14 protein-coding genes are annotated in these 14971 nt (G+C 30.5%); 11 read left to right on the top strand and 3 right to left on the bottom strand.

What is annotated here, in order from left to right; translation table 11 throughout:
• Positions 1 to 91: 91 nt before the first annotated feature.
• Positions 92 to 2065 (bottom strand): right-handed parallel beta-helix repeat-containing protein, encoded by a 1974-nt coding sequence (locus Z054_RS0105930; protein ID WP_084050129.1) that lies wholly within the window; start codon positions 2063 to 2065, stop codon positions 92 to 94.
• Positions 2066 to 2458: 393 nt separating this feature from the next.
• On the opposite strand from Z054_RS0105930, the gene Z054_RS0105935 reads away from it, so the two are divergent.
• From Z054_RS0105935 to Z054_RS0105985, 11 genes are all read left to right on the top strand, one after another.
• A complete protein-coding gene (locus tag Z054_RS0105935; RefSeq protein ID WP_024769164.1) occupies positions 2459 to 3604 on the top strand; it encodes a glycosyltransferase family 4 protein in 1146 nt (381 codons plus the stop codon).
• Positions 3605 to 4006: 402 nt separating this feature from the next.
• The gene (locus Z054_RS0105940; protein WP_024769165.1) at positions 4007 to 4612 is read left to right on the top strand and encodes a sugar transferase; all 606 of its coding nucleotides are present in this window, start codon (positions 4007 to 4009) and stop codon (positions 4610 to 4612) included.
• A gap of 22 nt (positions 4613 to 4634) precedes the next feature.
• Positions 4635 to 5732 (top strand): hypothetical protein, encoded by a 1098-nt coding sequence (locus Z054_RS0105945; RefSeq protein WP_024769166.1) that lies wholly within the window; start codon positions 4635 to 4637, stop codon positions 5730 to 5732.
• A 150-nt stretch (positions 5733 to 5882) separates the two neighbouring features.
• Entirely contained in the window at positions 5883 to 7379 is a 1497-nt protein-coding gene (locus Z054_RS0105950) for an AMP-binding protein (protein ID WP_024769167.1), read from the top strand.
• Positions 7380 to 7389: 10 nt separating this feature from the next.
• On the top strand, positions 7390 to 7629 hold the full coding sequence (locus tag Z054_RS0105955; protein ID WP_024769168.1) for an acyl carrier protein: 240 nt from the start codon (positions 7390 to 7392) through the stop codon (positions 7627 to 7629).
• An 11-nt stretch (positions 7630 to 7640) separates the two neighbouring features.
• Complete coding sequence (locus Z054_RS0105960) at positions 7641 to 8246, top strand: sugar transferase (RefSeq protein ID WP_024769169.1); 606 nt, start codon at positions 7641 to 7643, stop codon at positions 8244 to 8246.
• A 39-nt stretch (positions 8247 to 8285) separates the two neighbouring features.
• Positions 8286 to 8939, top strand: coding sequence for a NeuD/PglB/VioB family sugar acetyltransferase (locus tag Z054_RS0105965; protein WP_024769170.1), 654 nt, complete (start codon positions 8286 to 8288; stop codon positions 8937 to 8939).
• A gap of 81 nt (positions 8940 to 9020) precedes the next feature.
• On the top strand, positions 9021 to 10109 hold the full coding sequence (locus Z054_RS0105970) for a GNAT family N-acetyltransferase (protein WP_024769171.1): 1089 nt from the start codon (positions 9021 to 9023) through the stop codon (positions 10107 to 10109).
• Complete coding sequence (locus Z054_RS0105975; RefSeq protein ID WP_024769172.1) at positions 10106 to 11281, top strand: GNAT family N-acetyltransferase; 1176 nt, start codon at positions 10106 to 10108, stop codon at positions 11279 to 11281. The genes Z054_RS0105970 and Z054_RS0105975 overlap by 4 nt, the downstream gene beginning before the upstream one ends.
• Before the next feature lie 53 nt (positions 11282 to 11334).
• A complete protein-coding gene (locus Z054_RS0105980) occupies positions 11335 to 11613 on the top strand; it encodes a putative quinol monooxygenase (RefSeq protein ID WP_024769173.1) in 279 nt (92 codons plus the stop codon).
• Positions 11614 to 12435, top strand: a complete 822-nt coding sequence (locus Z054_RS0105985) for an AraC family transcriptional regulator (RefSeq protein WP_316929920.1) — start codon at positions 11614 to 11616, stop codon at positions 12433 to 12435.
• Here Z054_RS0105985 and Z054_RS0105990 read toward each other — a convergent pair.
• Together Z054_RS0105990 and Z054_RS0105995 are read right to left on the bottom strand one after the other, a co-directional pair.
• Positions 12432 to 13403 (bottom strand): hypothetical protein, encoded by a 972-nt coding sequence (locus Z054_RS0105990; protein ID WP_024769175.1) that lies wholly within the window; start codon positions 13401 to 13403, stop codon positions 12432 to 12434. The genes Z054_RS0105985 and Z054_RS0105990 overlap by 4 nt on opposite strands.
• Before the next feature lie 54 nt (positions 13404 to 13457).
• Positions 13458 to 14816: an MBOAT family O-acyltransferase gene (locus tag Z054_RS0105995; RefSeq protein ID WP_316929921.1), complete on the bottom strand. Its 1359-nt coding sequence runs from the start codon at positions 14814 to 14816 to the stop codon at positions 13458 to 13460.
• Positions 14817 to 14971 lie beyond the last annotated feature (155 nt).

The raw sequence follows: 14971 nt of genomic DNA on the forward strand, positions 1-14971 counted from the left end.
TTTTTTGATTTAATCGTAGCTATGCTATGTTAAAATCAAGAAAAAATATGTATTGAAACTTCATCAAGAAGTTTCAATACATAAATCAGATTTAATTACAACTGTTGTTTGTTAAAGTAATCGAGTTAGGGCTACTAGCACTATTATTGATACATTGATATCTTTCTGCTCCTGTTGGTTCGGTAATCTTGTTATTAAGGATGGTAACGTTATTGTTTGTGCCAAATATTCTAATACCATCACTCTCATCTGGTTGAATTTTTGTATTTCCAGATACTTCTATATTGTTGGAGTTCCCAATTTCTATTCCACCAGTAACATTATTTTCTGAAAATATGACTCCGTATGTATTCGAAATAGTAATTTTCTTTGCATTAATAAGCGTATTACCAATAACATTAACCTTGTAGCTTTGCGTAGTCGCATCCTCTAAGTTTAGACTTGAAAAGAACATATGAAAACCATTAGAGGTCGTAATTCGATTACCTCTTATCTCGGCATTTTTTGCAAAAGTATTCGTTGCTGTTATTCCTTTATCAGCCCTAGTAATTGTATTGTCTATTACCCGAGGATCATTGGCTCTACTAAGTTGAATACCTACTGCAACGTTATCTATAGTATTATCGTGAATATATGCTTCGTTTGAAGCAACAACAATTCCTGTTTTATATCCAGAAATTTTATTACCGCCAACTTCGTTGTTAAAAACGGTTTCTCCAGTTCCAGAAGCAAAAATTGCCCAACTTTCTAAGCCAATTCCATCTGCTGTTAATGTGTTATTTAAAATTTTAGTATTGTTGGCAAGCTTATAGGATATCCTGGTACCAACGATGTTATCTTCAACCGTTGCATGTTGCCCTATATTAACGGTAATAAATCCACTTCTACTATTGGTTTCGGTATTTCTTCTTACAAAAACATTAAATACTTTTTGAAGTTCTTCTAAGTTTCCACTACTATCTCTTCTTCTTGCTGCTTCTATATTTATAGAGTATCCCACGTCTCCTCCATCAGAATTTTGAGATGCTTGACCCGTATTTGCGAAAGAGTTGTCTTCTATAAAAATTTCTCTACCATCTGTGACTGAAATTGCCATTCTTCTATTATCCTTAAACACACAATTCTTAATCGTTACATTGGTAGAAGGTTTGTAGTTGGTATCTGGTCTAGAGAAAAAACCTTTAGAATAGATGGTAACCCCACCTTTTGAACCGTCTATAAATTTTACACCGTCAACCGTTACATTTCTTCCTGATTGAATATGAAATAAATGACTCCCTGTTTCACCTACATCGCCAGAGGAGTATGCCCTTGTATTTCTATCACCTACAAGGCTTCCTCCAATAACATTTGCATTATCAACATCGGTAAATGCAAGAATAGCCCCGTTTTTTTTATCTGCCTCGGCAGGAAAAGCTCTTAAAAAAGTTTCATCAGTCATTTTTAGTGTAAAATCTGAAGGAATATTAACAGCTTCATCACTTGCTCTAAAAAAGACTTCTGGAGGAGTAATTTTTGTGATTTCAAAAAAGGCATCAAATTTACCAATCTGAAAGGTTGTAGCACCTAGGTTTTTTGTATACTTAAATAATCGTTCTAATTCTTTATTATTTTTTAAAGCAACATTAGAAGTAGTAGTTCCTTCAACAATACCTTCCCATCGTGAGGCAAAAAATTTAAAGGTAGGTTCTTTAAGTTTTACATCTCCTTCGATTTCTATATTAGAACTTAAAAGTTCACCAGCAATAGTACCACCAGCAAAAATTAGCTTTCCATTTTTAACATCACCACCGTCAAATTCAAATTTAACATTGGCGGGTAATGTGATCGTTTCTCCTTTAAGGTCTAAAACACAATTAAATATAATTGTAGAATTAGCAGCAACAGTAGATAAATCAAAGTCACAAGGCGTTGTAACTACGTTTGGTATTGTATCTGGTTTTGGAGGTTCTTCATCAGGAGTTTCAACTCCAACAACTGGAGTAACATCATCAACACTTTCTTTGCTACAGGAGATAGCAATACAGCTCATAAAAATAAGTAGGTAATAAGGCAACTTTTTCATTTTGGGGGGATATTTTAGGTTAATTATTATTCTGGCTTGAGTTATTTACCATATTTTTTTGAGTTAGTTATTAACTGCATTAACGTAAGATTAATAAATTAATTGTGTAAATTTTATTTGAAAATGTTAAATTTTCCTTCAAAAAACATAAATACTTGATTTTGATAGCCTGAACCTTAGTTTTTTTGTTGATTTCCCGTAGAAAACAACAATATTTTTGCTAGTCATTTTGCTGGGTATTTAAAAAATAAAAGAAACCATAATTTAAAGTTTTCAAACACTCACATATAGCTATATTTGTGTCTGAAAATATTTTAGAATCAGCTCATCGTTATTTTAAATATCAAAATAGATAATGAGTTTATTAGTTATACTTTTTAAGTCTGGGGAAAAATGCAAAAAATAATTAGGGTTACTACAGTACCTATATCATTAGGGAAGTTATTACAGGGACAATTACGTTATATGTCTCAGCATTATGATGTTATAGGAGTTTCTGGTAAAGGAGGTGATACATTAGAAATGATCTCAAAACAGGAAGGAATTCGGGTTATTCCGATTGAAATGACTCGTAAAATTACTCCAGTTAAAGATTTAAAAGCTGTTTTTGCACTTTATAAATTGTTTAAAAAAGAAAAACCGGATATTGTTCATAGTCATACCCCAAAAGCAGGAACAGTATCGATGTTAGCAGCAAAATTAGCAGGTGTACCACATCGTTTACATACGATAGCTGGATTACCACTATTGGAAGCTACAGGAGCAAAACGGACCTTATTAAATATGGTAGAAAAACTTACATATGCATGCGCAACCAAAATTTATCCTAATTCGACTGGGCTTAATGATATTGTTATCAAGCATAAATTTACTTCGCCAAAAAAGCTAAAAGTAATCGCTAACGGAAGTTCTAACGGGATCGATATTTCTTTTTTTGATCCTGATTTATATTCAGATGAAGATAAATTGAAGCTATCACAACGTTTAGGAATTGATGCATCAGATATTGTAATTGTATATGTCGGAAGGGTGGTAAGGGATAAAGGAATAAATGAACTTGTTAGCGCTTTTAAGAAATTGAGTGCAGAATCTACTACTGCTAAATTAATATTGGTAGGTACATTTGAAAAGGATTTGGATCCGTTATTACCAGAAACAGAAGAAGAGATAAATACCAATTCAAATATTATTATGGTAGGATGGCAGAATGATGTGCGACCCTATTTTGCAATTTCTGATATATTAGCATTTCCTAGCTATAGAGAAGGGTTTCCTAATGTAGTGATGCAAGCAGCATCTATGGGATTAGCAAGTGTTGTTACCGATATTAATGGGTGTAATGAGATTATAACAGATGGTATAAATGGTAAAATCATCCCGGTAAAAGATGCAGAACTGTTATTTAAGCATCTAAAAATACTGGTAGAGGATAAGGCCCAGCGAGATACCTTAGCCGCCAATGCACGAGAATCTATCACCAGTCGATATGAACGAAAAGTAGTGTGGGAAGCGCTGTTGGAAGAGTATCGAGCGTTGTAGTGAAGAAATGTACTTATGCCAACTGATACATATTAAAACAAAGATATGTAACTGTATTTATACAGAATTTTTAATAACAATACCTTGTTAAAAAAAGTTAATTTAATGAGGTGAAAACTAAAATATTGATTGTATATTTACTCTCGATTTTAGATATAGAATTATAGACAAATTATTAGCTTCATTCCCTGGTAGTATAAATAATAATTATCTTTTTATTCCCCCAATTTTTAGTGTTGTATGGTTGTCCTGGATACGTCTTAGGGTCATATCGTTTGGTTGTTAATATTAATGATTGTAAAGGAGATAGTAATTCTTTTATTTCACTTTTTAACAAATGGTTTATACATTTGTTAGATTAAATAATGAAGTCTCTTTTATGGTCATCAAAACTTAAAAAAGGTGTATAGATTTTTTATAAAAAGAAGTTTGGATTTTAGTGTATCACTAATTTTACTGATCTTTATTTCACCTATATTTATACTACTGATTCTTTTTCTGGCTATCGCAAATAGAGGTAAGCCTTTTTTCGTTCAAAGAAGACCTGGTAAAAATGAAAAATTTTTTAGCATCATAAAGTTCAAAACAATGAACGATAAAAAAGATGCACAAGGAAATTTATTACTAGATAAGGATAGAATAACCAAAGTAGGAGCATTTGTTAGAAAAACTTCTTTAGATGAAATTCCACAATTGATTAATGTGTTACTAGGAGAAATGTCCCTGATAGGACCTCGTCCTTTGATAATAGAATATTTACCTGTGTATAATGACGTTCAAAAAAAGAGACATAATGTAAGACCTGGTATTACAGGATGGGCCCAGGTTAATGGAAGAAATTCTATTACCTGGAAAAAGAAATTCGAGTATGATGTATGGTATGTAGAAAACTATAGTTTTTTGTTAGACCTAAAAATAATTGGATTAACATTAAAAAAAGTAATACAAAAAGAAGATGTGAATTTATCAAATGACCTGACATCAGAATATTTTGACGGTACAAACTAGTTATGTTTCTTAAAAAGAATAGATGAATAAAAACTTAGAAATAGTTGCGATAACCAAAAAGATGCTAAGAGAAGGTATTGATCAAAATACCTATTGGAAAGGAAACCTTACTCCATTGCCTAAGAGTAAAGCATTATGGTTAGTTTCCAACACACGAATAGAAGAAGATGAGTATTGTGGTGTCATAGGGTATGAGGATAATAAAATGATCTCTTTTATTTTTATGTTTCCTGATTTACTAAATAATGGAAGTAAAGAACCATCAAAAGTATATTGGATGATTTCTTGGTGGGTACATGAAGAATATAAAGATACAGTTTTAGGAACTTATATTTATAATGAAGCTGTTAATTTAACAGGAAAACAAATACTCATAAAATCTTATGCCGAAAATGTAACCACATTTTATGAAAAACAACCCTTTACTGTAATCGCATCAAGATTAAGGCATACCATCTTCTTTAGCCTCGATGCATCTATGCTTATAGGAAGGTTTCGGTTTTTAAAATCAATTAAATTTATTCTGGATAGAATTGATAATACAGTAGCATCATGTATTAGGTTATTAAATAGACCTAAAGCTAGAAAAAGAACTAAAACACTTTCTTATGATTATATCAACCAGATGGATGATGAAACCTGGGAATTTATAGATCTGCTTTGCAAAAATGACCTGATCCTTAAGACAAAGGAATATGTAAACTGGCAGATTAATGAGATGCAGTATATGCAAACCCCAATTGCAACAAAGCATCCATATACATCATTACAAACAGGAACCAGTAATAATATTTATATTCATAACCTGAAAATTATGAAAGAAAATAAAATTATTGGCTTTTTATCTTATGTGGTAAATTATAATGAGTTTAATGTTAAATACTTTTTGGTAGAAGAAGAAGAAAATTATAATTTGTGTGTAGATGCTCTGATAGAAAATTTTATCCAAAAGAGAACTAAGTTTATTTTTACAGATGACACTCAATTATCAGATTGTATAACAAAACGATATAGTACTGTTTTTACACATAGAGTCACAAAAAAGGGATTAGCTCATGATGAAACCAAACTCGATTTTGAAAACTCACATATGTTGAATAGAGATGGACATTTTTATTAAATCAAAAGGGTGAAACGAATATTAATAATTTTTAAATAATACTTTGTAAAAGGAAATATTTAAAGTTTTTAATGTGAAGAATACGGTGATTACAAACATTATTTAATTTATAATTGATTTGTTTTCGAGTAATTATTAAAATTTAAACATGTGAAATTTGTAAAAAAACTACAAGATTCGATAGAAAGCCATTCTGATTGTAATGCTTTATGTATAAACAATACGTTTTATACATACCATGATTTTGCTATTGAAATATCTAAAATAAGAGATGCTATAGCAAATACTGTAGAAGATTCTGAAAAACTAATTGGTTTAGTAACCAATGATGATCTTCAGACCTATGCAAGTATTATTGCACTTTGGCTCGAAGGGAAGGCATACGTTCCTGTAAATCCATCAACACCAATTGAGCGTAATCATAAAGTTTTTGAATTAACAGAGACACGATATGTCATTGATTCTTCTAAAACTTCAATTTATGAGGATTATAAAATTATTACTTCTGGAGCATTGGATCATACCGATATAAACCTGAAGCCTAAACATGTTTCTGGTGATCAATTAGCATATATATTATTTACCTCGGGTACTACAGGGCTTCCTAAAGGAGTTCCTATTACCTTTGATAACGTTAATGCGTTGGTAAATGCAGTTGATGTTGAGCCAGAATTTAATCTGGTTCCTTCGGATCGATGCTTACAAATGTTTGAACTTACTTTTGATTTTTCTGTAGTAACTTACTTATTTCCTTTTTTGTCAGGTTCTTGTGTTTATACAATACCAAAAGGAGCAATTAAGTATTTTTATATTTTTAAACTTATTAAGGAACAGAGACTTACGGTTCTTACTATGGTGCCATCGATCATAAATTATCTGAGACCATATTTTCCCGAAATTAATGCTCCCGATGTACGATATTGTAGTTTTGGTGGAGGAGCATTGCATAGTGATATTGCCAAAGAATGGAGCGAATGTCTTCCTAATTGTAAAATATTTAATTACTATGGCCCCACAGAGTTTACAGTTTATAGTGGCTTTTACCCATACCATAAAGAAACTCATCAAAAAGCTCATAATGGGATAATTGCTATAGGAACACCACAAGAAGATACGTTGTATCTTGTGGTAAATGAAAATAATGAAGAAGTACCTGTAAATGTAACAGGAGAACTATCTCTTGGAGGTCCACAAATAACTCCCGGGTATTGGAAAAATGAAGAACGAAATGCTCAAAGTTTTTTTGTGAGAGAAGAAAACGGAAGAAAAGAACGTTACTATAAAACTGGAGACCTTTGCTTTAAAGATGAAGAAGGAGATTTCTTATATGTTGGTAGAGCAGATTTTCAAGTAAAAATTAGAGGGTATAGGGTAGAGTTGGCAGAAGTCGAATTTCATGCAAAAACAAAATCAGATAGAAAAGTTAATATGGTTGCTCTAGATATTGCCAATGCATTGGGTAATGCAGAACTATGCTTAGCTATAGAATCTGAAGAATTTGATACTGAAGAAATATTCGATTTTATGAAAACAAAAATGCCGGATTATATGATTCCGGGTCATGTGAGATTTATAAAAGAGTTTCCGCACAGTATTAACGGAAAAATTAATAGAAAAGAATTAAGAACATATTTTGACATAAATTAAATAATTAATAATGAGTAAAGAAGAGATTTTATCAAAAGTAAAAGAAGCTTTTGTATCTGTATTAGAGCATGATAATTTTCAGCTTGCTGATGAAACTACTGCGAATGATGTTGATGGATGGGAATCTGTAACGCATATGATGATCATTTCAGAAGTCGAAAAATCTTTTGGTATTAAATTTAAACTAATGGATTTAATGAATATGAATAATATTGGAGATTTATTAAGTACAATTGAGTCGGAATTATAAATAGATATCTGATGTATATTTTTTTTTTTAAAAGAATTTTAGACTTTTTAGTTGCATTAATTGGGTTGATACTATTAATGCCAGTTCTATTAATAATAATGATTATTTTAATTTTTACCAATAGAGGGAAGCCATTTTTCTTTCAACAACGACCAGGTAAGAATGAAAAAATATTTAAAATAATTAAATTCAAAAGTATGAATGATAGGAAAGATGCTAATGGAGAGCTATTACATTTTGAACAACGAGTTACAAAAATAGGGGAATTTGTCAGAAAATATTCTTTAGATGAGCTTCCTCAACTCATTAACGTGTTAAAAGGAGATATGAGTTTGATTGGTCCAAGACCTTTATTAGTAAAGTATTTGCCATTATATAATAGTTTTCAGAAGAGAAGGCATGAAGTGCGACCAGGGATTACTGGTTGGGCGCAAATAAATGGAAGAAACGCCATTTCCTGGAATGAGAAATTTAATCTTGATATTTGGTATGTAGAGAATGTAAGTTTTAAAACTGATATAAAAATTTTTTTTAGTACAATAAAAAAAGTACTTTTCAAAAAAAACATCAATAATTCAAAAAATATTAATATGCCTACTTTTACTGGTGATAATTAATTACAGTCAAAGTTTTAATCACTAAAAAATAAAAAATAAGTGAAAAATTCAATTATCATAGGAGCAGGAACATACGGGCAAGTATATGCTTCCTATTTCAAAGAAGCGGGAATTAATATTATTGGTTATATAGATGATAATATAGACCTTATTGGTAAAGAGATTAATGGAGTTCCGATTCTGGGAAAATATGAAGATTTATTTGATCTTAAATTCAAAAATAAAATACAAGATATATATTGCCCTATTGGAGTAAATTCTATACGAACAAAGTATTTGTCAACATTGAAGAATGAAGGATATGGTATTCCTAATTTTTTACATCATTCAGTTTCGATTGGACCAAATGTTAATATAGGAGAAGCTGTATATGTGTTAGTAGGAAGTATTGTTATGCCTTATGTAACCATAGGGGATTTTACTATGATAAGTATGGGGGGTAATGTTGCGCATCATGTTGATTTGAGAGAAGGTGTTTTTATATCTGCTGGAGTAAATGTAGGTGCTTCAATAGATGTTGGGCGTAATGCCTTTTTCGGAATTGGATCTACAGTTATGACAGGCGTTAAAAAAATAGGAGAATATGCAATGATTGGAGCTGGAGCTGTTGTGATAAAAGATGTACCGGATTATACAACCGTTGTGGGTAATCCCGCAAAAACTATAAAGACTTTGCAATCAGAGATTAAATAAAAGTATTATGTAGAAAAATTAGATTGAAAAAAAACTCTAAATGTAAAATTTATCACTAATAAGTTAATATTTTTTTAGGAATTGAAACAAAATTACAAGCTATTTATTGAAAATCTTGATGATGAAATTAATGTATTGGAATACAAAAAACTTCTTCAAGGAAAATGGAATAATAATATTTATTATTCATTAGAACATTTGAAGTATTTTGAAAAAGGTTCTGATATATTAAAGTATTTTTTATTCGAGAAAGAAGGTGCTCCAATAATTCTAATGCCTTTTGTCTTTAGAGAAATAAAAGTCAAAGATCAGAAGCATCCGTATTTTGATGTTATAAGCCCGTATGGCTATAGTGGCCCTTTGTTTAATGATACTGTAGAAGAAGAAGATATTGCCCAATTTTGGAACAATGTTGACCAATGGTATAAGGATCATAATGTAATAACAGAGTTCATTCGATTTAGCCTAAATGGAAATCATAAAAAATATTCGGGATGTCTAACTAATACATTGTCAAATGTAAGAGGGCATCTTTTAGAGAATTTTGACGATCAATGGATAGCATTTTTACCTAAAGTTAGAAACAATTACAGAAAGGCAGTAAATCATAATTTAGAATTTAAAATATTTCATCAGAATGAAATAACAAAAGATATCATTAAAATCTTTAATGATATCTATGTAAATACGATGAATCGTAATAATGCTGATCGTATTTATTTTTTCTCCAATGTTTATTTTGAAAATCTAATATTATCAAATTTAGATAATTTCTCTATTGCAATTGCATATTATGAGGATATTCCAATTTCGATTGAGCTTATCATTGGCTACAAGGATACTATTTTTGCATTTCTTGGAGGAACTAATGCAGAGTATTTTAGTTATAGACCTAATGACTTTCTTAGAGTAAAAATTATAGAGTGGGCGATCACGAATAAGATCAAATACTATGTCTTAGGAGGAGGTATGAAAGATGGTGACGGGTTGTATAAGCATAAAAAGTCACTTTTTCCAAAGGATGAAGATGTGATTTTTCACACGGGTAGAAAAATAATTAATGAAAAAGTTTATGATGAGTTATGTTTATCTGCTAATGCAGAATATTCTCAGATTCATAAAGAAAATGTAAAAGATTATTTTTTCCCTTTTTATAGATTAAGTATATGAAAAAGGTCCAGATAGATTATTTTTTTGAACTTTTTGAAAAAGGATTGATACCAAAAGTATTTCCGAAGATTAACTATTTAGAAAGCGAAGAGCAGCTAATTAATCCGGATTATGATGATGAGCTAGTAAATAATCCCGATACAGTTTACTCAGTTTTCTTTATAGCAGATTACTTAAAACCAGAACTTAATAAAGAAGTGTTTAATCTAAAAAAAGTTGATCAGTTTTTTAAAGGTTATGCTATTTTCCTGGATGGTTTTGCTAGTGCAGATGCTTATATAAAATATCGTTTCAGAAGTAATGCAAAAGGAATAAGAAGAAGAGTGAAAAGACTCGAGTCGTGTTTTCAGATTTCATACAAAACATATTATGGTGCAATAGAAGAGGAGGAATATGATGTATTAATGGATTGTTTAGAAAAAATGCTGATCAGAAGATTTAAACAACGTAATGATGTAAGCCAAAGCCTTATTCGATGGGATCACTATAAAAGCATGTATTTTTCTTTAATCAATCAAAAAAAAGCATCATTATTTGTGGTTTATGATAATGATAATCCAATAGTGATATCACTTAATCACCATTTTTGTGGACGATTATTTAGCGCAATATCATCATATGATATTGACTATGGGAAATTTAGTTTAGGAAGTGTAGAGATTTATAAAAAACTAGATTGGTGTATTGCAAATAATCATAAGTCTTATGAGATGGGGATGGGAGACCTTACTTATAAGCGCGAGTGGTGCAACCATATCTATAATTTTGAACATCAAATTATCTATCCCAAAAAATCTATTTCTGCTGCTATTAGTGCTTCTGTAGAATATTTAAAAGTGAGTTTTAAAGAGTTTGTTTTTAAAATAGCTTATGTTCGGTATAAAAAATATAAAGCAAAACGTAAAAAGAATACTGTTGTCATACAGGAGTTAAAGTATAAAGCATTGCCTATAGTAGAGGTAGACCATGATAAGCAATATCCTACAGTAGATTATAATAGTGCCGAGTATAGTTTTTTAAGAAAAATTGTGTTTGACTTTTTATATACTAGTATAGAACATGTATCAAATGCGGGTGTATTAATAGTTCTAGAAGAAGAAAACACGTATTTGATTATTGGGAAATCGAAGATGCAAAAAATAGTTTTTGAAACCGGTTCGCATATTTCTTAAATGATGTCGTTTTTTTACAATCCAGATATGTTAAGTCGGTATATATTTGTGATATGAAAAAAACAATTATAGCACGGTTAAGTGTACAGAAAGAAAGTGTTGAACAATTTTTGACTTATGCAAAAAAAATGGTTCAGGAAAGTAATTTAGAAGAAGGTTGTATGACCTATCGTTTATATCAAGAAATAGGGGTGGTTACAGAATTCGTTTTTTATGAAGAATATACGAATATGGATGCAGTTGATGCGCATAATTCTTCTAATCATTTTAATGAGTTTATTTCACTTGTGTCTTCACAACTTACATCAGAACCAGTAATAGAAGTCTTCTAATTGTTAATCAATAAAACGTCATATAGACCCAATAAAAGTTTGTCAAAATATGTCGACCGAATGTATGTATTAAAGCATTCGAGAGAATTTAAATTACCTGCGATTTTACCCGGTGCTGGATTAGAATTGTTGTTTCATACTCATGAACCACTTCTAATGAATAATCATAAATGTGATAATGCACATATTATTTGTCCTAGAAATTCAATATTACATATAGATGAGTCCAGTGAGGTTTCTTTTATATCAGTTCGATTTAGAAGTGGAGCTTTTCGTCACTTTTCTTCAATCCCATATCTGGAGTTAAATAATCAATTTGCTTCTGTCGAGGATATTTGGGGATCTAGTGGTAGAGATTTTTTGGAGAAGCTAGATGAGTGCCGTACTATTAATGACAAAATTAAATGTATAGAATCTTTTTTACTTGAGTGTTTGTATGGTTTCCATGATAAACAAAATGATAAATGGGATACTATTATGTATTCTTTATATAAGCAGTATAATTCAATTTCTTTAAAAGAATTAGCTGCTTATACCAATTTGGGTTATCGCCAGTTTGAAAGAAATTTTAAGTCCCAATTTGGGATTACACCAAAAAAAATTCAACGAATCATACGGTTTGAAGCAACCGTAAAAAAAATACTATTAAACAGGAATCCTGAATATTTATCTACTGCATTAGACCATGGTTATTATGATCAAAGCCATTTTATTAATGAATTTCAATTTTTTGCCGGAGAAAAACCTACTGATTATTTTATAACAAAGAATTATGATCATCACTTTTATGATAAATCGATAAAAGCACCAGGAAAATATTAATTCTTTATAAAATTAGTATCTCTTAAATATTGAGTAATATTCTTTGCTATGACATCTCTACCGTGATTGTTCCAGTGTCTGTCATAGATTAAAGTGGTAGAACGATCAGAGGTTTCAAAAGAAGTAGAGAAGTCAATATAATTATATTTATTTTCTTCTAAATACGATAAAAATAAAGGACTTGTTATTCTTGAATCTAAAAGAAGTGTAAATCGTTTCTTATCATATCCATATTTAGAAACCAAACTTTTAAAATTTTCCAGATACTTCCTTTCATTTTGATTTTTGATTTTTAAAATTTCAGTATCATCTTTAAGAACCGTCTTTTTTTTAGGTTTAAGAGCATTAATCAATCGGTACATTAGTTCTTGAGGAGGATCCAAAATCCCAATACTTTTGCAGTATACTATTAGTTTACTTTTTTTTAGCATTCTGTTTATAGGCGATTCTAAAGCCAATCGACTATTGACGACCTGGTATTCTGCGCGAGTTAAATCGTTAGAGAATTTTATACCTAAAATAATGTGGTCAATAAGGTCGAATTGAGATGCATACGAATGCACAAGGTGCAGTTGATCTGCAAAGTCATACCCAGCATATCCATATTCATATACTTCGATCTCTGGGAGAGTATTCTCAATCTTTTTACCAATAGAGTTGTAGTAGTTTTGGTGAAACCCTTCTATAAATGAATCTCCAACCAGTGCTATTTCTACTTTATCTTTTGTTGGAGTAAATTCTCTGTAGGAATTATACCCTGTCGTATTAATATGATATTCTGAGAAATTTTGTCTTCTGTTTCCGGTAACTGAAAAACCATTTTGATTAGGCTTCCATTTTTCGACTTTGTGTTCATCGAGAAATCGAGTAGGAGTATCTTTTCCTAAATGAAAAACACGTACTAACCCTTCTAATACAATTAGTATTAGAAAAACATATAAGATGCTTTTGATTATAAGTTTTTTCATGTGATTTTAAAGTTATGTCGTAATGCTATTTTTGATGTCATTATCTATTTTTAATTAGAATTGGAAATAAATAAATGATCTGTCTATATTGTCATCAAAGAATAGTAACATTCCTAAAATTACTAAAGTATACGCGACAAATCTCACAATTCTTGATTTAAATTTAAAAGGGGCACGCTCGTCTCTCCTAATTCTAAATTCGTATAAAATAAAAAGGCCTAACAATATAAAGTAATCTATCATACGATACCCTAATGGATGTTGATAGGTTTCATATGAAAAATTAGAATACATCTGTTCTAAAAATCCAAAAGCATCAGTAATTGACTCAGATCTAAAGAATACTCTAGAGAATGTAACTACCGAAAAAGTAAGTAAGATTTGTAAGATTTCTGTTAAAGTGGGAAACCAACGATTTTCTGCCACCACTGTATTCATGTAAATGCGATTTCGTCCCATTAAAAAAACAGGAATGTATAAAGCTGCATGAATTGCTCCCCATACGATAAAGGTCCAGTTTGCACCATGCCAAAAACCACTCACCAAGAAAATAATAATAATATTTCTCACCGATTTAAGTTTACTCACTCTGCTTCCGCCAAGAGGAATATATACATAATGTCTAAACCATGTGGATAAAGAAACGTGCCATCGTTGCCAGTATTCTGCAACGTTTCTAGAAAATGTAGGAAACTTAAAGTTAGACATTAATTCTATTCCAAATAGTTTGGCAGTTCCTATAGCGATATCAGAATACCCACTAAAATCTCCATAGACCTGAAAACTAAAAAGGGATACACCAAGGATTAAAGTAGAAGCAGAATAATCATTATAATTAAGAAAGATATCATCTACAATAGGAGCAATAGAATCTGCAATAACCACTTTTTTAAACAATCCCCAGAGTATAAGTCTTAGACCTTCAGTGCATTGTGCGTAATTAAAAATTCTTTTAGTAGTGATTTGTGATAAGAGATTAGAAGCCCTTTCTATGGGGCCGGCAACCAATTGAGGGAAAAAACTAACAAATGTGGCAAATGCAATAAAATTCTTGGTAGGTGTTAATCTTTTATAATAGATATCTAATGAATACGACATTGTTTGAAACGTATAAAAAGATATCCCTACAGGTAAAATAATCTGTAATGTCCATGTGCTTTTAAGTTCGTATCCGAAAATAGAAAGAAAATCTACCCAGGACCCTATAAAGAAATTATAATATTTAAAGAAACCTAAAAGGCCGATGTTGAAAATAACACTTACCCATAACCAAGCTTTTCTTTTTACAGTAGAATCATTTGTATAAATAGTTTGACCAATAAAAAAATCAACAAGGGTACTTGCAAGTATAAGAAATAGAAACCTCCAATCCCATAAGCCATAAAAGATATAACTGGCAATGAGTATGAACAAATTCTGGATTTGAATTTTTTTATAGAAAATAAACCAGTAGAGAACAAAAACCACTGGCAGAAATATGAAATAATCTAAAGAATTAAATAACATCTATACTTTATATAATTATAAAATTCGGGGAGGGATTATACAAATAAATTTTATGAAAAAAT

Origin of the sequence: Aquimarina macrocephali JAMB N27 (assembly GCF_000520995.1) — a bacterium.
GTDB lineage: Bacteria > Bacteroidota > Bacteroidia > Flavobacteriales > Flavobacteriaceae > Aquimarina > Aquimarina macrocephali.

Bases quoted from the DNA above. Each gene is read 5' to 3' on its own strand.
- Z054_RS0105930 (WP_084050129.1), bottom strand. From the start codon at position 2,065: ATGAAAAAGTTGCCTTATTACCTACTTATTTTTATGAGCTGTATTGCT.
- Z054_RS0105935 (WP_024769164.1), top strand. From the start codon at position 2,459: ATGCAAAAAATAATTAGGGTTACTACAGTACCTATATCATTAGGGAAG.
- Z054_RS0105945 (WP_024769166.1), top strand. From the start codon at position 4,635: ATGAATAAAAACTTAGAAATAGTTGCGATAACCAAAAAGATGCTAAGA.
- Z054_RS0105955 (WP_024769168.1), top strand. From the start codon at position 7,390: ATGAGTAAAGAAGAGATTTTATCAAAAGTAAAAGAAGCTTTTGTATCT.
- Z054_RS0105960 (WP_024769169.1), top strand. From the start codon at position 7,641: ATGTATATTTTTTTTTTTAAAAGAATTTTAGACTTTTTAGTTGCATTA.
- Z054_RS0105975 (WP_024769172.1), top strand. From the start codon at position 10,106: ATGAAAAAGGTCCAGATAGATTATTTTTTTGAACTTTTTGAAAAAGGA.
- Z054_RS0105980 (WP_024769173.1), top strand. From the start codon at position 11,335: ATGAAAAAAACAATTATAGCACGGTTAAGTGTACAGAAAGAAAGTGTT.
- Z054_RS0105990 (WP_024769175.1), bottom strand. From the start codon at position 13,403: ATGAAAAAACTTATAATCAAAAGCATCTTATATGTTTTTCTAATACTA.